The sequence below is a fragment of the Micromonospora sp. PLK6-60 genome, assembly GCF_019890675.1.
Taxonomy (GTDB): domain Bacteria; phylum Actinomycetota; class Actinomycetes; order Mycobacteriales; family Micromonosporaceae; genus Micromonospora.
Map to the genome: position 1 here is coordinate 285758 of NZ_JAIOAA010000005.1, position 21164 is coordinate 306921.

The following is a 21164-nucleotide window of genomic DNA, read 5'->3' on the forward strand; positions in this document are numbered from 1 at the left end:
TGGCGGCGCCCTCACGACTCAGCGGAGGAACCGCACCAGCAGCAGGTAGGCGCAGTACACGAAGGGCACCAGCAGCACGCAGATCACGAAGCCCATCGGCACGTACCGGGGTGGCGGGCCGGCGATCAGCGGCGCCTTGCCGAACCGGCCGAGCACCAGGTAGCCGGCGACGAACGAGACGACCGGCAGCCCGGCGCAGATCCAGGCGCCCAGGGTGAAGCCGCCGATCAGGCCGATGCCGGAGGCGAGCACCATCACCAGCATCAGCGTCGCCCCGGCGAGCGCGCAGGCACAGTAGACGGTCAGCGCCCGGGCCGCCGGCGACCACGTCGGCAGCAGCGCCGGTTGCCGGCCGATGGCCTCGGTGGCCTGCACGTGCCGGTCCGCCTCGTCGGCGAGCTGCCGGACCGCCGTCAGCTCGGCGGCCGGGTCGGCGCTCGGTGCCGGCCCGGCACCGACCGGGGACGGCGCCGGCGGAGCCGCTGCCGGTGCGGGCGTGCCGGCGTCGGGTCCGGTCTCCGCCACGCCGATGGCGCGGCCGAGCTGTTCCAGGCGGTGCGCCTGGGCGGCCAGCCGCTCGCCCAGTTGGTCGGCCACCGTGGTCAGGCCGCGCAGCCGGCGGGTCTCCTCGACCGCCGCCCGCTCCCCCGTGCGGAGCTGGTCGGACAGTTGGGCGGCGAGCGCCGCGTACTCGTCGAAGCTCGACACCTAGCGCTCCTCGTCCCGCTCGTGTCCGGGGCGGACGAACGGCACGATCAGCTCGGTGCGCTGGTCGTGCCGGTCCACCAGCAGGGCCCGGTTGGGTCGGGGCCGCCAGTCGAGGTCGTGCGCGCCGAGGTGCAGGCCGAGGTCGGCGCCGGGCACGTTCAGCGCCACCAGGCAGGCGATGTCGTCGCGCTGGTGGGCGCCGCCCAGGTCGTCGGCCAGCGGCCGCAACCCCCGCCACCAGCCGAGCAGGTGCACCCCGCGGGCCGGCCCGTCGCGCAGCACGGTCCGCAGGTCCTCCCGGCCGGAGCGGAAGCTGTCCGCGTCGGGCCGGTCCAGGGTGCCGGCCGCCGCCTCCATCCCGAACACCACCAGGTAGGTCCGAACCGACCCGGCGTCCGGCGGGGGTGACCCGGCCAGGTCGGCGAGCCGGTCGCGCAGGCCGGCGGCGTCGAGCCGCTCGACCGGATGACCGGCGGCGGTCAGCGCCTCGGTCAGCTCGTCGGCCACCGGCTCGGCGGTCAGCGCGGCCAGCAGGAACCGGGCGCCGCCGGGGGCGTGCTGCCGGGCCAGGCCGGACACCGCGGCCCAGAGCACCTCGGCCCCGGTGGGGTCGGTGCCGACCACGGCCAGGTGCCGGCCGGGCACCGGGTCGAGGGTGAAGCCGGCCGCGGTGCCGTCCACGTCGACCACCCGGCCGACCAGGGCCGCCGGGCTGCCGTCCACCGGGCGCAGCGCGGCGAACGCCGGGCTGTCCTGCGGGTACGCGCCGGCGTACCCCCGGAAGACCGCGGGCGGCGGCGAGCCGGCCGGGCGGGCCTGCCACAGCTCGTGCCGGGCGGTGGCCAGCGCGGCGGCGTCGGCGTGCGGGTCGGGGAAGCGCACGACGGTGTCCGCGCCGGTCGCGCCGCCGGCGGTGTTGACCACGGCGGAGCCGACGGCCAGCCGGCTCGCCGCGTCGTTCAGCGGGTCGAGCACCCCGCCACCGCCGGGCAGCGCCACCCGCAGCGGGAACTGCCCGAAGATCGCCTCGGCCCGGCCGTAGAGCGACTCGACGCCGGTGGCGCTCTGGCTGGCCAGCACCAGGTGCAGGCCGTACGAGCGGCCCTTGCGGGCCAGTTCCTCCAGCAGGTCGACGGCCGCCCGGGCCACCTGGTCGGTGCCGGCGAGCAGCACCTGGAACTCGTCGACCACCGCCACCACCCGGGGCAGCGCGGCGTCCGCCGGCAGGTCGGCGAGCTTCGTGACGCCGTGCCGCTTGAACACCCCGGCCCGGCGGTGCAGCTCCCGGCGCAGGTCGCGCAGCACCGCCAGGCCGTACTCCCGGTCCGACTCGATGCCGACCGCGCGGGCGTGCGGCAGCCACGACGGGTCCCGGTCGGTGGGGACGAACTCGGTGAAGCTGACCCCCTCCTTGAAGTCGAGCAGGTGCAGCCGCAGCTCGGTCGGGGCGTACCGGGCGGCCAGTCCGTAGAGGACGTTGAGCAGGAACACCGTCTTGCCGGCGCCGGTGCGGCCGCCGACCAGCCAGTGCGGGGTGGCGTCGTCGAAGGCGAGGGTCACCGGGTCCCGCCCGGCCCGGCCGACCACGGTCCGCAGGCCGGCCGCGGCGGATTCCGCCCAGCGTCGCGCGGGCAGCAGCTCGGCGAAGCCGACCGCGTCGTCGCGGCGGGCCGCCGGGCCGAGCTGCCGGGCCAGCCCGGCGGCGGTTCCCGGCTGGGGCTCCCCGTCCAGTTGCACCGGCGCGGCCAGGCCCCGCCCGTCGCCGCTGAACGTGAATCCGGGCGGGTCGCCGAGCAGGGCGTACCGCTCGTTGAGGCGCAGCGCGGTGGCCCGCGGCGCGGCCCGCTCGCCGCCCGGCGACAGGCCGGCAAGCAGCACGCAGACCGGCGCCGCGGCACCGGCGTGGGTGAGGGCGGTGAGCCGGGCCAGCTCGCGGGCGCCGGGCACGGACGCCACGACCAGCAGCAGCAGTTCCGGCTCCGGACCGCCGGCTGCCCGGTCCGTACGGGCGTGCCGCTCGGCGTCGTCGAGCAGCGCGGCGATCTCGGCGTCGGTGGTGGCCGCGGTGGCCAGCACGCCCGCGTCGACGAGCGAACGCAGCGGCAGGAAGGTGGCGCCGAGGGTGGCCGGGTCGATGCCGGCGACCCGGACCGCACCCGCCGGGGCCGCCGCGAGCAGCCGCAGGATCACCGTACGCAGCAGCGCGCCGACCCGGGCGTCCCGGGCGTCCCGGTCGACCAGCAGGTGGTGGCCGGCGCCGAGGGGCACCAGCACGGGAAAGCCGCCGTCGGAGAGGGTGCTCGCCGCGCCGATCCGCACCGGTACGGGACCGGCGGCCGGGTGGCCGCCGTCGGCCCCCGGGCCGGTCAGCGTGGCGCCGAGCCGCTCCAGGCCGGCGACCAGGTCGGCGGTGTCCGGGGCGGCCGACGCGACGGCCTCGGCGAGCGCCCGGCGGGCCCGGGCCAGCCGCTGCGCGGCCTGGCGGTGAGCGGCGACGGCCTGCCCGTACGCCGACGCTAGCCTGCCCAATCCCGCCCCCAACGCCCACGGCCGACCGACTCCGGAACCCTAACGGACGCGCATCGATCGGGACAGTCCACGCCGACCGGCCACCGGCGGCACCCGACGTTGGGCCACTGTTCGCCCGGGCGTCACCCGGTGCGCCGGCCGCGTTCCACCGCCCCGGATTCCCTGCTCACGGGTTCAGTGCATCGTTAACCGGAAGGCATCGACGTGACCTCCTCTTTCTCCCGCCGGGACGTGCTGCGCGGTGGCGCGGCCGGCGGCCTCGGCATCGTGGTGGCTGGCAGCCTGGAAGCCATCGCCGGTCCCGCCGCCGCGCGGGCCGCCGTCCGGCCCGCGGTCGGCTACGGCGCGCTCGTCCCCGACCCGGCGGGCCTGCTGGCGCTGCCGCCCGGCTTCTCGTACACGATCGTGGCCGAGGCCGGGGTGACCACCCTGGACAGTGGCCACCCGACGCCGAGCGACGCCGACGGCAACGGCTGCTTCCGGTCCCCCACCGGCTCGGTGATCGTCAACAACCACGAGATCGGCGGCAGCGAGCCGTTCGGCGTGCCGCCGCTGCCCGGCCTGACCTACGACCCGGGTGCCCGGGGCGGCACCACCACCATCGAGGTGGACGGCGCCGGCCGGCGGCTGCGCGAGTACGTCAGCGTGGCCGGCACGCACAACAACTGCGCCGGTGGCATCACCCCGTGGGGCACCTGGCTGACCTGCGAGGAGACCGAGCAGCGGGCCGGCGGCCGGTATCTGAAGGACCACGGGTACGTCTTCGAGGTCGACCCGCACGACCAGGAGCAGAACCTCGACCCGGTGGCGCTGAAGTTCCTCGGCCGGTACGCCCACGAGGCGGTGGCGGTCGACCCGTACACCCACGCGATCTACCTGACCGAGGACGCGGGCAACCCGAACGGCCTCTACTTCCGCTGGACCCCGCCGGCCGGCTTCCGGGGCGGCAAGGGCGCCCTGCGGGCCCTCGCCACCCGACCGGACGGCGACACCGCCGGCTCGCTCGAGGCGATGAGCTGCTGGCTGGGCGACCGGCACATCGGCGACCTGTCCGAGGCCACCACGCCGGGCACCCGGTACAAGGTGCGCTGGGTGGCGGTACCGGACCGGGACGCGAAGACCGTCTCGGTGCGCAAGCAGTTCGCGCCGGAGCAGGTGACCAACAGCCGCAAGCTGGAGGGCGCCTGGTGGGGCGACGGTGGCGCGTACTTCGTGGCCAGCTACGCCCGGCGGGCCGACGGCAGCGCCAACGAGCACGACGGCCAGGTCTGGTTCTACGACCCGCGCACCGAGTCGGTGACGCTGAAGACCATCTTCGGGGTGAACCCGGACCCGGACGCCGAGGGCGGCTACGACGGCCCGGACAACATCACCGTGTCGCCGTACGGCGGGGTGATCCTGGCCGAGGACGGCGAGGGCCTGTCCCACCTGGTCGGCATCACCGAGCAGGGCAAGGCGTACCCGCTGGCCCGCAACGAGCTCAACGACAGCGAGTTCACCGGCCCGACGTTCAGCGCGGACGGGAAGATCCTGTTCGCCAACATCCAGTCGCCCGGCTACGTCTTCGCGATCACCGGTCCGTGGGGACGGCCGAGCAACGCGCAGCCCTGACGAACGGCGGCGGCCGGCGGTTCCCCGACGGGAGCCGCCGGCCACCTCCTCAGTCGTCCGAACGATCCGCCTCGCGGCGTTCCCGCTCGGCGGCGTAGACGGCGTTCAGCCGATCGAGGGGTCCCGGGCCGGGGTGCGGCTTCGGTGGGGCGTCCAGGTGGCGCACCCTCAGCTCGGCCATCAGCTCCTCGACGAACGCCGGACCGGCGTCGCGCAGGAACCGCTGCCGGCTCCGGAGTTCGTCGCTGCCCGGCCGCCAGTCGAGGCCCCAGTTGCCGAGCGCGTAGATGATCGGCACGGTCTGGATGCCCACCTCGGTGAGGCTGTAGCGGGCGCGCTGCCCCCGGGCCGCGGCGCCCCGGGTGAGGATCCCCGCCTCGACGAGCCGCACCAGACGGTCGGCGAGGATGTTCGAGGCGATGCCCTCGATCGACCCGGTGAGCAGCGCCCGGAAGTAGCGGCGGTCGCCGAAGATGACGTCGCGGAGCACCAGCAGCGACCAGCGATCCCCGAGCACCTCGACGGCCGCGTTGATCGGACACCCGGACCGTGGTTCCACGCTTCCCTCCTTGACAGGTATGTCGCGATCAATATAGTGGTTGCGAAATGCAATCACTAGGGGATGGGGAGCGGATGGGTCGCTTCTTGTACTGGATGAACGTCTCCCTCGACCTGCGGATCGAGCAGGTGCCCGGTGACGACGGCGCCGGCGAGTGGCTGCGCATCGGCGAGGAACTGCACCGCGAGTTCAACGCGCGGGCGCGGGAGCTCGCGGCCATGGTCCAGGGCCGGGTCATCTACGAGACGATGGAGGAGTTCTGGCCCCGGGCCCGCGAGGACGCGTCGCTGCCAGACTTCATGCGCGAGTACGGCGAGATCTGGACCGCCGCGCCCAAGGTGCTCGTCTCCCGCACCCGCCACACCGCCGACCACCACACCCGGATCATCGGCGGGGACGACGCGATCGAGCAACTCGCCGCCCTGCGCGCCGAGACCGACGGCACCATCGGTGTCGGCGGCGCGACGCTCGCCACCCAGCTGCTCCGGGCGGGGCTCCTCGACGAGCTGCTGCTCTTCACCCATCCCACGATCCTCGGCTTCGGCCGGCCGCTGTTCGACGACTACGACCGGCCGATCGAGCTCGACCTGATCGAGCAGCGGTCGTTTCCGCAGGGCGTCACGATGCACCACTACGCCATCCGCGACGCGAGCGGGGCGAGCTGATGCTGAGGCAGGTCGCGGACCGGGACGGCTCCTCCCCGAGGGGGCCACATCGGACGCGCGGGCCGAGAGAGGCCCGGCCCGCAGGCACGAGACGCCGGCGGCACCTCGTCCGCCCGCTACCAACTTGACCTCACAAAGGAATCACCGACCCCCACCATTGCCGCAATCGGGCCCGACGCAGCGACTGCATGATTCGGCTACGACATCAAGTTGGTAGGGCGCAACCGCACCCCACCCAGACCGGGCGAAGACCACCCGCCGCTTCACGATCAGCGAGGTGGGACCGGCCAAACCGGGCCGCGAGCGGTCCCCACCTCGGCGCCGGGCCCGCGCACGCCTTGGGCGATCGACCGCAGCGCGACGGCGTCGGCCGCCTCGGGATCGACAAGCACGTCCACCGCGACGCCGGGGGCGGCGAGCCAGAGGGCTTCCGTCGCGCCGATCAGCCTAGGTCCGTCGGGGTGGGCAAAGTCGGCAAGGTCGCCGGCGGCGGCGTCGCGTTCGTGGTATTCGGCGAGGAAGTCGCGCAGCTCGCCCAGGTCGGCGAGACGCTCCCCGCGCAGCACGTGCACCCGCAGGTCGACCCGGTAGCCGTCCCCGACCGGGCGCTCCCAGACCCGGGTGGCGAAGCTGACGTCCTCCCACTCGGTGGCGAAGTCCGACACCAGCTCACCGATGCCCGGTAGGAGATGTCCGAGGTGGAAGCCGTCCAGCTCCCCACCGTCGCGCGCCGATGCTCCAGCCGTCATCCTGCCAATCCTTCCGTCGTTGTGCCGAGGGCGCTATCCGGCGCGGCAGCCGGGGTCGGGGCCGCTGTCGGCCATCCCGCAGTGGAAGACCTCGACCGGCGCGGCGGCCACGTCGGGCACCTTCGCCACCGTGAGCAGGGCCAACCGTTTGGCGACCGGCTCGCCGGAGTCCGGGGCGTACCGGATCAGTCCGCTGACCCCCGGGTAGCCGCCGGCGGCGTTCTGCCGCAGCACCTCGGCGTGCACCCCGGCCGGGTTGACCGCGCGCGGGTCCCAGCGCCGGCCGGTGTCGGCGTGCCGCAGCCGAGCGGCGAGGCTCTCCAACGCGCGCACCATCATCGTGGTGGCGTCGTAGGCGAGACTCACCCGCTCGCCGACCGGTGGGCCGGCCCCGGCGCGACAGCGCGGCGGGTCGAGCAGGTCGTCCGCGCCGATCCAGGTGAGGAAGCTGCCGCGGGCGTCGTCGCGCCCGGCCTGCGCCGCCCGCAGCGCGTCGCAGGTGGCCAGCGCGGCCTTCGACACGTACGTGACCGGCAGGTTGCCCGGCGCGCTGGCCCGCAGCCCCGGGTTGGCCATGTAGCGGTTCACCGAGTCGTCGGCGACCAGGTGCCGGGGTGGATTCGCGCCGCACTCCTTGAGCGCCCGCAGGAACCCGTCGAACTCCGACCAACGCCCGGCGAAGAAGAGCATGCCGGACCAGCCGCACTCCTGGGTCAGCCGCCGCCCGCTGCGCCACTCGTCGAGCCGGGTGAGCCGGTCGCCGAACCGCTCCCGCAGGCCGTCGACCAGGGTGGCGACGTAGAGGTCGTCGGTCAGCGAGCTGCCCTCGCCGGTGGTCCAGTAGACGTGCGCCTCCCGCACCCGCAGCACCTGCCGGGCGTACGCCTCGACCATCCGGGCCTGCTCCCGGTTGGGCGCCGACATGGCCAGATAGAGGCTGGAGTTGGCGTCCATCCGGTCGGCCGACAGGGTGGGCGCGAGCACCGGCAGGCCGACCCGGTTGAGTTCGCGCAGCGCCGCCGCCGTGCTGGTGCGGCTGTCCACCAGCCCGACCACGCCGAGCACGGTGGGGTCGTCGCGGGCCAGCCCCTCCAGCATCCGCACCGCGTCCTCGGCGTGCCGCATCTGCCGGCCGGCGTTGGCCACCACGATGTGCAGCAGCGCCGCGTCGTCCGCCGCCGCCGACTCCTTGAGCAGCGCGTACTGGGCGGTCGCCATGCCCTCCAGTTCCTCCCGCTCGGAGACGTACGACTCCTCGTCGGTGCGGGTCCGGTTGCCGGTGAGGCTGCCGAGATAGACCAGGGTCAGGTACGGGCGTCGGTGCTCGCTGCGCCGCCACACCTCCTCGGCGGCCCGGTTCTGGGCGAAGATGCGCCGCTGCACCGCGCGCAACCGGTCCTGGCCGGGTTCGCTGTTGAAGACCTGCCGGGCGGTGTCGCTGTAGCCGACGCACTCCCCGCCCACCAGCCGCACGCTGACCCGGTCCGCCGGCCAGGGACGGCAGTCCGGCGCCCACCGGCCGTGCGCCCACACCGCCACCCCGGCGACCAGCACCAGGGCCACCGCCGCCGGCAGGAAGCGCCGCGCCCACCACGGCGGGTCCGGCGCGACCAGGGCCGGCGGGGTGACGCCGACCGGGACAGCGACGTCGTCACCGTCCGCCCGGAGCACCAGCAGCCAGGCGCCGGGGCGGCGCAGCCGGCGGTTCTCCGGCAGCGCCTCCGCCCACTCCTCGTACGCCTCCTCGGCCTGGCCCACCGGCCGGGGCGCGGCCGGCTCGGGCGGCGGGTCGGCGGCGACGGCGACGGCGACCACCAGCAGCGGGTCGTTGCGGCCGGTCTCGTTGCGTACCTCGCCGAAGAGCCGGACCAGCGTGTCCCCGACGTTGTCCGGGCGTACGCCGTCGAGCAGCAGCACCGGGTAGGCGGTGCGCCGCCAGTCCCCCGGTCGCCAGAACCGCCGCCGGTAGGCCAGCCGCAGATCCTCCAGGAAGGCGTGCAGCAACAGCTTCTGCACCTGGGCGGGGTGCTCGCCGTCGCGCCAGCCGGCGGTGAGCCGCTCGGCGAAGCCGAGGAAGGTCACCGACTGCCGGGGCGCCAGGTACTGCTGGCGCATGAACCAGCGGTACTGCCGGCCCACCACCGGCACCCGGCCGGAGACGGCGATCCGGAACACCACGCTGGGCACCGCCCGGCGCAGCAGCCAGAGCAGCAGTTGCAGCGCGGCGCCGAGCCCGGAGTCGCCGTCCACCTGGGGGTCGTCGCCGGTACGCCGGCCCCGCCAGTCCCGCAGCCGGCGCACCAGGGTGGCCCGGCCGCTGTCCGTGGTGCCCACGTCGACGGCGAGGGTCTGGTGCATCAGCCAGTCGGCGAGGGGATAGTGCCGGAACCGCAACCGGGGCGCGCCGAACGCCTCCAGGGAGAACTGGCGGTGCAGTTCGCGCAGCAGCGTCGCGACGTCGTCGGTCGGCGGGCGGTCGGTCAGGTCCAGCACCGCGTGTGGCACCCGCCGCCCGGCCCCACGGGCCACGAAGCGGCGCAGCAGGGCGGCCACCGCGCCGCTGCCCGCGCTCTCGTCCGCGCCCTCGCCCGCGCTCTCGTTCGCCGGCCGCAGCAGCCAGAGCAGCGGGAGCCGGCGATCGCCACGGCGGGGCCGGCGCAGCAGCCGGGCCAGCAGGGAGAGCAGCTCCGCGCCGCCGGCCGGAAGCTGCTCCCGGGTGGGCCGCGGCCGGGTCGCGGGTTCGCGCATGGTCACCTCCGGGTCACGCCGGGTGTCGCACCATTGTCGACACCCGCCGCAACCCCGGGCCAGGAGGTAAGGAAGGGGCCCCGCTTAACACCCGGGTGTTAAGCGGGGCCCCCTGCTCACCGGCGGGTGGTCAGAGCGCCTGTAGTCGCTCGGCCACCGCGTCAGCCACGGCGCGGCGCTCGTAGCCCCGCAACCGCCGGCGCAGGACGGTGGTGCGCAGCGCGTCCCGCGCGGCGACCCGCACCGCGTGACTGTCGGCGGCCAGCGCCGCGTCGGCCTGGGCGAAGAGTCGGTCGACCTGGCGGATGTCGTATCCGCCGGCGGTGACGACGAACCCCACCGGCGCGACGGGTGCCGCTCGCGGCGGCACCGGTCCGTTCCAGCCGGCCGGGAACGCGAGTGCGGCCAGCCGTTGCGCCACCGCGTCATCCACCTCGTGCGGGGCGTAACCGCGCACCCGCCGGCGCAGGTCGGCCGCCCGAAGCGCGTCTCGCGCGGCGGCCCGCAGCACCTCGCTGTCGGCGGCCAGCGCCGCGTCGACCTGGGCAAAGAGCTCCTCGACCTGGCCCATGTCATAACCGCGCAAGGTGACCACGAACGGCAACGCCATGGTGCCACCGTATGCGTCGCCGGCCGAGCCGCAACCGGCGTACGCGCCCGCTCGTCGGTCGACACCGCGACGCGTCGGCGACAGCGGGTCCACCCGCGCGGCCGGCGCGGCCGTCAGGCGGGAGCGCCGGATGACACCTGCGGCGGGCGCAGGCCGTCCAGCGCGATGGTCAGCACCCGGTCGCGCTGCGCCGGGTCGGGGAACTGGTACGCGGTGATGCCGCTGATCAGCCGCACCACGTCACCGAACTCGGCGTCCGGCCGGGCCGCCCCGGCGGCCTGGGCGCGGCGCAGCAGCGGCTCGCCCGCGGCATAGATCTCGGTGCGGCAGCTGCGGAACACCTCGGAGTCGTGCACCAGCTCCTCGGCCAGCGCCCGCTTGGTGCCGACGTAGGCGACGAACCGGTGCAGCCAGCCGACCAGGGCGTCCCACGGGGCGAGGTCGGCCAGGTCGGCGGCGGAGGCGCTGAGCGCGCGCACCTCCTCCACGTAGACGGCCTCGAACAGGTCCCGCCGCTGCGGGAAGTTGCGGTAGAGCGTGCCGATGCCCACCCCGGCCCGGCGGGCGATCTGCTCCAACGACGCGCCCGCGCCGGACTCGCCGAACACCTCGCGGGCGGCGGCGATCAGCGCGTCGTAGTTGCGCCGGGCGTCGGCCCGCTTCGGGCGGCGCGCGAAGACCTCGTTCGACTGGTCAGCGCTGGGCATGACGCGCGTCACTCCTTCCGTCTTGCAACCGGAGGGATCCCTCCACTACGTTGGTGGAGGCACCCCTCCGGATAGCGTACTCCGGAGGCCCCGGCCCACCGCGCCGCCATCGCCGCCCTTCCGCGCGAGCGGCCACCATTCCGTACCGAACGGGAGTTCTCCCACATGATCGACACCTTCCGGCGCGGCTCGCGCCGGATGACGTTCCTCGTCCTCGCGGCCGGCGCCGGCTTCTTCTCGATGCTCCAGTCGCTGATCACCCCGGCGCTGCCCACCATCCAGCACGACCTGCACACCACGCCGAACACGGTGACCTGGGTGCTGACCGCGTACCTGCTCTCCGCGTCGATCTTCACGCCGATCCTCGGCCGGGTCGGCGACATGGTCGGCAAGGAGCGGATGCTTGTCGTCTCGCTCGCCGCGCTCGCGCTGGGCTGCCTGCTGGCCGCCGTCGCGCCGAGCGTCGGCGTGCTGATCGCCGCCCGGGTGGTCCAGGGCATCGGCGGCGCCGTCTTCCCGCTGTCGTTCGGCATCATCCGCGACGAGTTTCCCGCCGCCCGGGTGAGCTCGGCGGTGGCGTCGATCTCGGCGGTCGTGGCCGTCGGCGGCGGGCTGGGCGTCGTGCTCGCCGGCCCGATCGTGGCCACCCTGGGCTACCGGTGGCTGTTCTGGATCCCGCTGGTCGTGGTCGGCCTGACCGCGCTGGCCGCGCACCGGTTCGTGCCCCGCTCGCCGGTGCGCACCCCGGGCCGGATCAACTGGGCCAGCGCCGTGCTGCTCTCCGGCTGGCTGGTGGCGCTGCTGCTGCCGGTCAGCAAGGGCACCGCCTGGGGCTGGGGCTCCGGCCGGGTCATCGGGCTGCTGATGCTGGCCGTGGTGCTGGTGACCGGCTGGCTGGCGGTCGAGGCCCGCGCCGCGAACCCACTGATCGACCTGCGGATGATGCGCCTGCCCGCGGTCTGGACCACCAACCTGGTCGCGCTGCTCTACGGCGCCTCGATGTTCGCCGTCTACGCCTTCCTGCCGCAGTTCGCGCAGATCCCGGCCAGCGCCGGCTACGGCTTCGGCGCCAGCATCACCCAGGCCGGGCTGCTGATGCTGCCGATGCTGGTCGGCATGTTCGTGGCCGGCCTGCTGGCCGGGCGGCTGGAGTCCCGGTTCAGCGCCAAGGCACAGCTGAGCACCGGCGCGGTCTTCAACGTGGCCGCCGCGGCGATGCTCACCGTCGCGCACGACACCCGCTGGCAGGTCGGCCTGGCCGGCGGCCTGGTGGGGCTCGGCATCGGGCTGGCGTTCGCCTCGATGGCGAACCTGATCGTGGCCAACGTGCCGGCCCGCCAGACCGGCGCGGCGACCGGCATGAACGCCAACATCCGCACCATCGGCGGCGCGATCGGCGCGGCGCTGGCCAGCACCGTGATCACCGCCAACCCGCAGCCGAGCGGCCTGCCCCGGGAGGCCGGCTTCACCGCGGGCTTCCTGCTGCTCACCGGCATCTCGCTGGCCGCCGCACTGGCCGCGCTGGCCGTACCGTCCGGGCGCCGGGCCCGGCGCACCGGACCAGCCGTACGGGCCGTGCCCGGCGCTCCGGCCGCACCCGGCGTGCCGGCCGTGGCGCCGGATGGTGGCGGTGGTGGCGGCCGCGTCCGGGGTGCGGAGCCCACCGGCGAGTTGGCGCCGGTGGGGGCCCGCTGACTCCCGCCGCTACCGGCGGCTGTTAACAGGGGGCCCCTGCTATACCGAATGCGTTAACAGGGGCCCCTTCCTTACACGGGTCAGCGGGCGGCCAGCGGCTGGCGGGCCGGGTCGACCGGGGCGGGCAGCTCCCCCACCCCGCCCAGGTACGCGTGGATCGCCGCCGCGGCGGCCCGCCCCTCGGCGATGGCCCAGACGATCAGCGACGCCCCCCGGTGCATGTCCCCGGCGACGAAGACGCCGTCGGCGGCCTGCCAGTCCGGCCGGGCGTCCACCGCGCCCCGCGCGTTGCGGGTCACCCCGAACTGGGCCAGCAGCGGCTGCTCCTCGGTGCCCTCGAAGCCGATGGCCAGCAGCACCAGGTCGGCCGGCAACTCCCGTTCGGTGCCGGGCAGCACGGTCAGGAACCGCCGGCCGTCCCGCTTCTCCACGGTCACCTCGGCGATCCGTACGCCCTTCACCTGGCCGGTGCCGTCGTCGACGAACTCCTGCACGGCGACGGCGAAGACCCGCTCGCCGCCCTCCTCGTGCGCCGGGTAGCTGCGCAGCACCCACGGCCAGGTCGGCCACGGGTCCCGCTCGGCGTCCCGGGCGTGCGGCGGCTCCGGGTAGAGGTCGAGCTGGTGCACCCCGGCCGCGCCCTGCCGGTGGGCCACGCCCAGGCAGTCGGCGGCGGTGTCGCCACCGCCGATGATCACCACGTGTTTGCCGGCCGCGTCGATCGGGGTGCCGTCGGGGAGGGTGGCCAGGGCCGGCCGGCCCGCACCCGACGCGGCCACCACCCGGTTCGCGGCCACCAGGTGCGACATCGCCTGGTGTACGCCGCGCAGCGCCCGGCCCGGGGTCTCCGGGGTGTCCCGGCCCTGCAACGCCCCGCAGGCCAGCAGCACCGCGTCGTGCTCGGCGCGCAGCCGCTCGGCGGTGACGTCCACGCCGACGTGCACGCCGGTGCGGAACTCGACCCCCTCGGCGGCGAGCTGGGCCAGCCGCCGGTCGACGTGCCGCTTCTCCAGCTTGAAGTCGGGGATGCCGTAGCGGAGCAGGCCGCCGGTCGCGTCGTCGCGCTCGTACACGGTGACCCGGTGGCCGGCGCGGGCGAGCTGCTGCGCGGCGGCGAGGCCGGCGGGCCCGGAGCCGACCACGGCGACCGATCGCCCGGTCGGTGCCGGCGCGGGGCGCGGGTCGAGCCCGCCCCCGGCCGCCGCCGCGTCGGCGATCTCCACCTCGACCTGCTTGATGGTGACCGGCTGCTGCCCGCCGAGGCCGAGCACGCAGGCCGCCTCGCAGGGCGCCGGGCAGAGCCGCCCGGTGAACTCCGGGAAGTTGTTGGTGGCGTGCAGCGACTCCACGGCGGCGTCCCAGTTGCCGGTGCGGACCAGGTCGTTCCAGTCCGGGATGCGGTTGCCCAGCGGGCAGCCGTCGTGGCAGAACGGGATGCCGCAGTCCATGCACCGGGTGGCCTGCTCGCGGATCAGCTCCTCGCCGGCCGGCGGGTAGACCTCCCGCCAGTCCAGGATCCGCACCGGCACCGGCCGGCGGGCCGGCAGCCGCCGGTCGTAGCGCAGGAAACCGTTCGGGTCAGGCACGAGCCACCTCCTGGGCGACCGCCCGCGGCGCGGGCGGCAGGGACGCGGCGGCGGGCGCCGGCTGCGGCGCGAGCGCGCTCATCACCGCGTCGTCTACGTCGTGGCCGGCGGCTTCGGCGGCCCGCATGATCTCCATCACCCGGCGGTAGTCCCGAGGGACCACCGCGGTGAACTCCTCCACCGCCTCCGGCCACCGCTTGAGCAGCTCTTCGGCGACCGAGGAGTCGGTCTCGGCGAAGTGGCGCTGCACCAGCTCGTGCAGCCGGCCCCGCTCCTCGTCGCGCAGCGGGGCCAGGTCGACCAGCTCGGCGTTGACCCGGTCCCGGTCCAGCCGGTGCACGAAGGCGGTGCCGCCGGACATGCCGGCGGCGAAGTTGCGCCCGGTCGCGCCGAGCACCACCACCGTGCCGCCGGTCATGTACTCGCAGCCGTGGTCGCCCACGCCCTCGACGACCGTCACCGCGCCGGAGTTGCGCACCGCGAACCGCTCGCCGACCCGGCCGCGCAGGAACAGCTCACCGGCGGTGGCCCCGTACAGGATGGTGTTGCCGGCGATGATCTGGTCCTCGGCGCGCTGCCCGGCCGCGGCGTTCGGGCCGGCGAACGGCGCGGCGGCGTCCGGGCGGACGACGATCCGGCCGCCGGACAGGCCCTTGCCGACGTAGTCGTTGGCGTCGCCGTGCAGCCGCAGGGTGACCCCGCGCGGCAGGAACGCGCCGAACGACTGCCCGGCGGTGCCGCGCAGCAGGAACTCGATCGTGTCCGGCGGCAGGCCGTCGCCGCCGAAGCGGCGGGTGACCTCGCCGCCGAGCATCGCGCCGACGCTGCGGTGCTCGTTGCGGACGGCGACCTCGGTACGGACCGGGGTGCCGTCGCGCAGCGCCGGCCCGGCCAGCGCGATCAGCTCGTTGTCCAGGGCCAGCTCCAGGCCGTGGTCCTGGGCGCGGACGCCGCGCCGGGCCGCGTCCGCCGGCAGCTCCGGCAGGTGCAGTACGGGGGCCAGGTCGAGCCCGTGGCCCTTCCAGTGGTCGATGGCCGGCGTGACGTCGAGCAGCTCGGCATGCCCGATCGCCTCGTCGATGCTGCGGAAGCCCAGCTCGGCCAGGTAGCCCCGGACCTCCTCGGCGAGGAAGAGGAAGAAATTCTCCACGAACTCCGGCTGCCCGGGGAACCGCTCGCGCAGCACCGGGTTCTGGGTGGCGATGCCCACCGGACAGGTGTCCAGGTGGCAGACCCGCATCATCACGCAGCCGGAGACGATCAGCGGGGCGGTGGCGAAGCCGAACTCCTCCGCGCCGAGCAGCGCCGCGACCAGCACGTCCCGGCCGGTCTTGAGCTGGCCGTCGACCTGCACGGTGACCCGGTCGCGGAGCTTGTTGAGCAGCAGCGTCTGCTGCGCCTCGGCCAGCCCCAGCTCCCACGGGGTGCCGGCGTGCTTGAGCGAGTTGAGCGGGGAGGCGCCGGTGCCGCCGTCGTGCCCGGAGATCAGGATGACGTCGGCCTTGAGCTTGGCCACCCCGGCGGCGACGGTGCCCACGCCGACCTCGCTGACCAGCTTGACGTGCACCCGGGCGGCCGGGTTGACGCACTTCAGGTCGTGCACCAGCTGGGCCAGGTCCTCGATGGAATAGATGTCGTGGTGCGGCGGCGGCGAGATCAGGCCGACGCCCGGGGTGGCGTGCCGGGTCCGGGCGATCCACGGCCAGACCTTGTTGCCGGGCAGCTGCCCGCCCTCGCCTGGCTTGGCGCCCTGGGCCATCTTGATCTGGAGGTCGTCGGCGTTGACCAGGTATTCGCTGGTGACGCCGAACCGGCCGCTGGCGATCTGCTTGACCGCCGAGCGGCGCAGCGGGTCGTGCAGCCGCTCGACGTCCTCGCCGCCCTCGCCGGTGTTGGACTTGCCGCCGAGGCGGTTCATCGCCACGGCCAGGGTCTCGTGCGCCTCGGCCGAGATCGACCCGTACGACATGGCGCCGGTGGCGAACCGCTTGACGATCTCGGTGGCCGGCTCGACCTCCTCGATCGGCACCGCCGGGCGCACCCCGGTGCGCAGGGTGAACAGCCCGCGCAGCGAGCCGGCCCGGGCGGCCAGCTCGTCGACCTTGGCGGTGTACCGCCGGAAGACGTCGTACTGGCGGCTGCGGGTGGCGTGCTGGAGCAGGAAGACCGTCTCCGGGTTGAACAGGTGCAGCTCGCCCTCGCGGCGCCACTGGTATTCCCCGCCGACCTCCAGCCGGTCGCTGGCCGGGGTGCCGGGGGCCGGCCAGGCCAGCGCGTGCCGGGCGGCCACCTCGGCGTGGATCTCGTTGAGCCCGATCCCGCTGATCTTGGTGGGGGTGCCCCGGAAATACCGGTGCACCAGGCGGGTGTCCAACCCGACCGCCTCGAAGACCTGGGCGCCGCAGTACGACGACACGGTGGAGATGCCCATCTTCGACATGATCTTCAGGACGCCCTTGCCGAGCGCCTTGACGTAGTTGCGGACCGCCGTGCGCGGCTCCACCCCGGCCAGCGCGCCGGTGGAGATCATGTCCTCCACCGACTCGAAGGCCAGGTACGGGTTGACCGCCGCCGCGCCGTACCCGATGAGCACCGCCGCGTGGTGCACCTCGCGGCAGTCGCCGGACTCCACGATCAGCGCCACCTGGGTCCGGGTCTGCTCGCGGACCAGGTGCTGGTGCACCGCCGCGGTGAGCAGCAGCGACGGGATCGGGGCCAGGTCGGCGTTGGAGTCCCGGTCCGACAGCACCAGGATGCGCACGCCGTCCTCGATCGCCTCGGAGACGTGCCGGCAGATCTCGGTGAGCCGGGCCTTGATGCCGGCGCCGCCGTCGCGGATCCGGTAGAGCCCGGACACCCGGACCGCCTTGAAGCCGGGCAGGTCGCCGTCCTCGTCGATGGAGAGGATCTTGGCCAACTCGTCATTGTCGATCACCGGGTAGGGCAGCACGATCTGCCGGCAGCTCGCCGGGCCCGGGTCGAGCAGGTTGCCCTCCGGGCCGATGGTGGAGGCCAGGCTGGTCACCAGCTCCTCCCGGATGGCGTCCAGCGGCGGGTTGGTCACCTGGGCGAAGAGCTGGTGGAAGTAGTCGTAGAGCAGCCGCGGCCGGGTGGACAGCGGGGAGATCGGGGTGTCGGTGCCCATCGACCCGATCGGCTCGGCGCCGCCCCGGGCCATCGGGCCGAGCAGGATCTTCAGCTCCTCCTCGGTGTAGCCGAAGGTCTGCTGCCGGCGGCGGACCGAGTCGTGGGTGTAGACGGTGTGCTCGCGGGCGGGCAGCTCGTCCAGCCCGATCAGGCCGGCGTGCAGCCAGTCCTGGTAGGGCCGCGCGGCGGCCAGCTCGGTCTTGATCTCGTCGTCCGAGACGATCCGGCCGTTGACCGTGTCGACCAGGAACATCTTGCCCGGCTGGAGGCGGCCCTTGGCGACCACGGTGGCCGGGTCGAGGTCGAGCACCCCCGCCTCGCTGCCCAGCACCACCAGGCCGTCGGCGGTGCGCCACCAGCGGCCCGGGCGCAGCCCGTTGCGGTCCAGCACCGCGCCGACCAGCTCGCCGTCGGTGAAGGCCACCGAGGCGGGGCCGTCCCACGGCTCCATCAGGCTGGCGTGGAAGCGGTAGAAGGCCCGCTTGTCCGGGCTCATCCCCGGGTCGTTCTCCCACGCCTCGGGGATCATCATCAGCACCGCGTGCGGCAGGCTCCGCCCGGCCAGGTGCAGCAGCTCCAGGACCTCGTCGAAGTTGGCCGAGTCGGAGGCGCCCGGCGTGCAGACCGGGAAGACCCGCCGGATGTTGCCGGGCAGGTCGGGGGTGCGCAGCAACGCCTCGCGGGCCTGCATCCAGTTGCGGTTGCCGCGGATCGTGTTGATCTCGCCGTTGTGCGCGATGAACCGGTACGGGTGGGCCAGCGGCCAGGACGGGAAGGTGTTGGTGGAGAACCGGGAGTGCACCAGCGCGATGGCGCTGGCCACCCGCTCGTCGGTCAGCTCCGGATAGAACGCCGGGAGCTGGTCCGGGGTGAGCATGCCCTTCCACACCATGGTCCGGCCGGACAGCGACGGGAAGTAGGCCGGCACCCCCCGCTCGGCGGTCTCCCGCTCGGCCTGCTTGCGTACGCAGAACGCCACCCGGTCCAGGTCGAGCCCGGACAGCGGGGAGCCGGCCGGGCCGGCCGGCGAGTCGGTGAGCCGGCGCGCGGCGAGGAAGAGCTGGCGGATCCGGGGCATCGCCGCGAGCGCGGTCTCACCCAGCCCCGACGGGTCGGTCGGCACCACCCGCCAGCCGAGCACCTCGGCCCCCTCGACCAGGGCGTACTTCTCCACCACCTGCCGGGCGCGGGCCTCGGCCGCGTCGTCGTCGGGCAGGAAGACCAGGCCGGTGGCGTACTGCCCGGCGGGCGGCAACGGGAAGTCGACCACCGCGCGCAGGAACCCGTCCGGCACCTGGATCATGATGCCGGCGCCGTCGCCGGTGTTGGGCTCCGCGCCGCGGGCGCCCCGGTGGTCCAGCCGGACCAGCGCCGCCAGGCCGTTCGCGACGACCTCGGGCGAGGGCCGGCCGTGCAGGTCCGCCACGAAGGCCACGCCGCACGCGTCGTGCTCCTGGGCCGGGTCGTAGAGCCCGGTCGCGGGCCGCCCCGGGCCGGCCGTGGGCGCCGCCTGCGGGGTGTGAGGGTACGGAAGGGCCACCGGGCCTCCTGTCGTCGCACAGCTGTGGGATCACGGTCGGGACGACGTCGGCCCTGAAGGGTCTATTGAGTCTACGTTAGGCCGCCGATTGCAAGACCCGGGCAGATTGATCACACTTCCAGCATCTGGGACGTGTAGTCTCGCGCGGTGGATTCCGTCCCCGCTGAGCTGTTCGACCGCCTGGAACGTTTCTACGACGCGGTGCCCCGCGACGCGGCCCGCGGCGAGGAACACGGCCCGCTGGTGCTCTTCGTCCGCGACGGCGCCGGCTGGCCGTTCTATGCCCGCCCCCGGTTGGACGCCGCCGAGCCGCCGTCGTTGGCGGACATCAACACGGTACGCGAACGGCAGCGTGAGCTGGGCCTGCCGGAGTCCTTCGAGTGGGTGCACGAGCGCACGCCCGAGCTGCTCGCGGTGGCCCGCTCGGCCGGGCTGAGCGTGCTGGAGGCGCCGCTGATGGTGCTGGACCCGGCGGCGCTGCCGGAGGTGACGAGCCTCACCGACGTACCGGTGCGGACCCTCGACCCGACCAGCCCGCACTTCCCGGCGGACGTCGCCGCCCGCCGCGCCGTCGCCGCGGTCGGCTTCTCCGCCGCCGGCACCGAACGCGGCGACGCCGGGCCGGCGCAGCGCGACGCCGCCGTCACCGAGCTGGACGTGGCCGCGCTCGACGAGGAGCGGCAGCGGATCGCCGAGGGCCGCCGCATCTCGGTGCTCGCCGGCACCGCCGCTGAGGGGGCGCTGGCCAGCGGCATGGCGATGCGGGTGGACGACGTGGCGGAGATCGCCGGGGTGGCCACCCTGCCGGCCGCCCGTCGCCGCGGCCTGGGCGCCGCGGTGACCGCCGCCCTCGCCCACGAGCTGCGCGCGGCCGGCACCGACCTGATCTTCCTCTCCGCCGGCAGCGACGACATCGCCCGCGTCTACCTGCGCGTCGGCTTCCACCGGATCGGCACCGCCTGCATCGCCGAACCCACCGCCCTCCTCCCCTAACCCCCCACCCCACCCCCTCCCCGCCCGGGGCCCACCATGTTGATCATGGAGTTAGCGTCACTCGCACCGGCGTGTCGTGACGCTAACTCCATGATCAACGCGGAGGTACGGGGGCGCGGGGTGGGTGGGTGGGGTTATGGGGTGGGGGGGTGCCATTGGGCGGCGGAGGTGGCGGCGCTGTTGCGTAGGCGGGGGGTGATGGCGCCGAGCGCGGCGTCCCTCGCCCGCAGGGCCAGCCGGCCCCGGGTCTGGAGCACGGCGGACATCCGGCGGGTCTGCCGGACCACGGTGGCCGCCCGGGGACGACGGGCCCGGTCGTACGCCTGCACCGCGTCCGGCAGCCGGCGCTCCCGCAGCAGCGAATCGAGCGTGGCGGCGTCCTCGAAGGCGAGGCAGGCCCCCTGCCCGAGGTGCGGGGGCATGGCGTGCGCGGCGTCGCCGAGCAGCACCACCCCGCCCGGCCCGGCCGGGAATCCGTACGACCGGGGCAGCGGCCGCAGCTCGCGCACCTCCTGCTGGACCAGGTCCGCCGGGTCGGTGGCGTCGAGCAGCGCCGCGATCGGCTCCGGCCAGCCGGCGTACCAGCGGCGCAGCAGGGCGAGCTGGGTCTCCGGCGGCTCCGGCCGGGGCGCGCCCGCGGCGGTGGCCACCCAGTAGACGCCGCCGCGCCGGGACTCGCCCCGCCGGCCCAACGAGGCGGCCACGAAGCGGTAGCCGGCGCCCAGCGTCTCGCCGTTGACCGGCTGGTCGTCGGGCAGGTCGGGGACCCGGTACCAGGGGATGACCGCCCGCCAGGCGGCGCAGCCGGAGCTGACCACACCGGCCTCCGGCGCCAGGTGCCGGCGGATCACGCTGTCCGTGCCGTCGGCCGCGATCAACAGGTCCGCCTCGACGCGCTGCCGGCCGTCGCCGACCGCCGGCCGCTCGCCGGGCGACGCGGTCACCGTCCGCACCCGCACCCCGGTACGCAGCTCCACCAGCTCACCCAGGCCGGCGATCAACGCGTCGTGCAGGTCCTCCCGGTGCACCACCACCGGGGTGCGGTCGGCCGGCGCGGGACGGGGCTGCACCAGCCACTGGCCGTCCGGGCGGCGCACCCCGCCGTCGGTCAGCGGGGTGGCGATGGCGTCGAGGCCGGCGCCGAGGCCGAGGGCGCGCAGCGCGCGTACCCCGTTGGGCCAGAGCACCACGGCCGTGGGCTCGGGGCGTACCCGGTCGGCCGCTTCCAGGACGGTGACCCGCCACCCGGAGCGGGCCAGCGCCCCGGCCGCCGCCAGGCCACCGAGGCCGGCACCGACCACCACCGCGGTACGCATG

Annotated in this window: 14 protein-coding genes; 4 read left to right on the top strand and 10 right to left on the bottom strand. The window is 74.9% G+C overall.

Going from position 1 to position 21164, the window contains the following annotated elements:
• Positions 1-18 precede the first annotated feature (18 nt).
• Positions 19-708 (bottom strand): hypothetical protein, encoded by a 690-nt coding sequence (locus K7640_RS12765; protein ID WP_222954985.1) that lies wholly within the window; start codon positions 706-708, stop codon positions 19-21.
• Positions 709-3237, bottom strand: coding sequence for an FtsK/SpoIIIE domain-containing protein (locus tag K7640_RS12770; protein ID WP_222954986.1), 2529 nt, complete (start codon positions 3235-3237; stop codon positions 709-711).
• A gap of 204 nt (positions 3238-3441) precedes the next feature.
• On the opposite strand from K7640_RS12770, the gene K7640_RS12775 reads away from it, so the two are divergent.
• Positions 3442-4848, top strand: coding sequence for an alkaline phosphatase PhoX (locus K7640_RS12775; RefSeq protein ID WP_222954987.1), 1407 nt, complete (start codon positions 3442-3444; stop codon positions 4846-4848).
• Positions 4849-4897: 49 nt separating this feature from the next.
• On the opposite strand, the gene K7640_RS12780 is transcribed toward K7640_RS12775, so the two are convergent.
• The gene (locus K7640_RS12780) at positions 4898-5407 is read right to left on the bottom strand and encodes a helix-turn-helix domain-containing protein (RefSeq protein ID WP_222954988.1); all 510 of its coding nucleotides are present in this window, start codon (positions 5405-5407) and stop codon (positions 4898-4900) included.
• Positions 5408-5481: 74 nt separating this feature from the next.
• Here K7640_RS12780 and K7640_RS12785 point away from each other — a divergent pair, with 74 nt between their 5' ends.
• Positions 5482-6072, top strand: coding sequence for a dihydrofolate reductase family protein (locus K7640_RS12785; protein ID WP_222954989.1), 591 nt, complete (start codon positions 5482-5484; stop codon positions 6070-6072).
• A 269-nt stretch (positions 6073-6341) separates the two neighbouring features.
• On the opposite strand, the gene K7640_RS12790 is transcribed toward K7640_RS12785, so the two are convergent.
• From K7640_RS12790 to K7640_RS12805, 4 genes are all read right to left on the bottom strand, one after another.
• A complete protein-coding gene (locus K7640_RS12790; RefSeq protein ID WP_222954990.1) occupies positions 6342-6821 on the bottom strand; it encodes a hypothetical protein in 480 nt (159 codons plus the stop codon).
• A gap of 33 nt (positions 6822-6854) precedes the next feature.
• Positions 6855-9569: a hypothetical protein gene (locus K7640_RS12795; protein ID WP_222954991.1), complete on the bottom strand. Its 2715-nt coding sequence runs from the start codon at positions 9567-9569 to the stop codon at positions 6855-6857.
• Positions 9570-9699: 130 nt separating this feature from the next.
• Positions 9700-10179 (bottom strand): hypothetical protein, encoded by a 480-nt coding sequence (locus tag K7640_RS12800; protein ID WP_222954992.1) that lies wholly within the window; start codon positions 10177-10179, stop codon positions 9700-9702.
• Between the two features lie 113 nt (positions 10180-10292).
• Positions 10293-10886: a TetR/AcrR family transcriptional regulator gene (locus tag K7640_RS12805; RefSeq protein WP_222954993.1), complete on the bottom strand. Its 594-nt coding sequence runs from the start codon at positions 10884-10886 to the stop codon at positions 10293-10295.
• A 165-nt stretch (positions 10887-11051) separates the two neighbouring features.
• Between K7640_RS12805 and K7640_RS12810 the strand changes: the two genes are divergently transcribed.
• Entirely contained in the window at positions 11052-12581 is a 1530-nt protein-coding gene (locus K7640_RS12810) for an MFS transporter (protein ID WP_255608768.1), read from the top strand.
• An 80-nt stretch (positions 12582-12661) separates the two neighbouring features.
• On the opposite strand, the gene K7640_RS12815 is transcribed toward K7640_RS12810, so the two are convergent.
• Both K7640_RS12815 and gltB read right to left on the bottom strand, forming a co-directional pair.
• A complete protein-coding gene (locus tag K7640_RS12815) occupies positions 12662-14167 on the bottom strand; it encodes a glutamate synthase subunit beta (RefSeq protein WP_222954994.1) in 1506 nt (501 codons plus the stop codon).
• Positions 14160-18854 carry a glutamate synthase large subunit gene (gltB, locus tag K7640_RS12820; protein WP_222954995.1) on the bottom strand — a complete coding sequence of 1565 codons (4695 nt, stop codon included), beginning with the start codon at positions 18852-18854 and terminating at the stop codon, positions 14160-14162. The genes K7640_RS12815 and gltB overlap by 8 nt, the downstream gene beginning before the upstream one ends.
• A 147-nt stretch (positions 18855-19001) precedes the next feature.
• Between gltB and K7640_RS12825 the strand changes: the two genes are divergently transcribed.
• Entirely contained in the window at positions 19002-19847 is an 846-nt protein-coding gene (locus tag K7640_RS12825) for a GNAT family N-acetyltransferase (RefSeq protein ID WP_222954996.1), read from the top strand.
• Positions 19848-19981: 134 nt separating this feature from the next.
• On the opposite strand, the gene K7640_RS12830 is transcribed toward K7640_RS12825, so the two are convergent.
• Complete coding sequence (locus K7640_RS12830; RefSeq protein WP_222954997.1) at positions 19982-21163, bottom strand: NAD(P)/FAD-dependent oxidoreductase; 1182 nt, start codon at positions 21161-21163, stop codon at positions 19982-19984.
• Position 21164 lies beyond the last annotated feature (1 nt).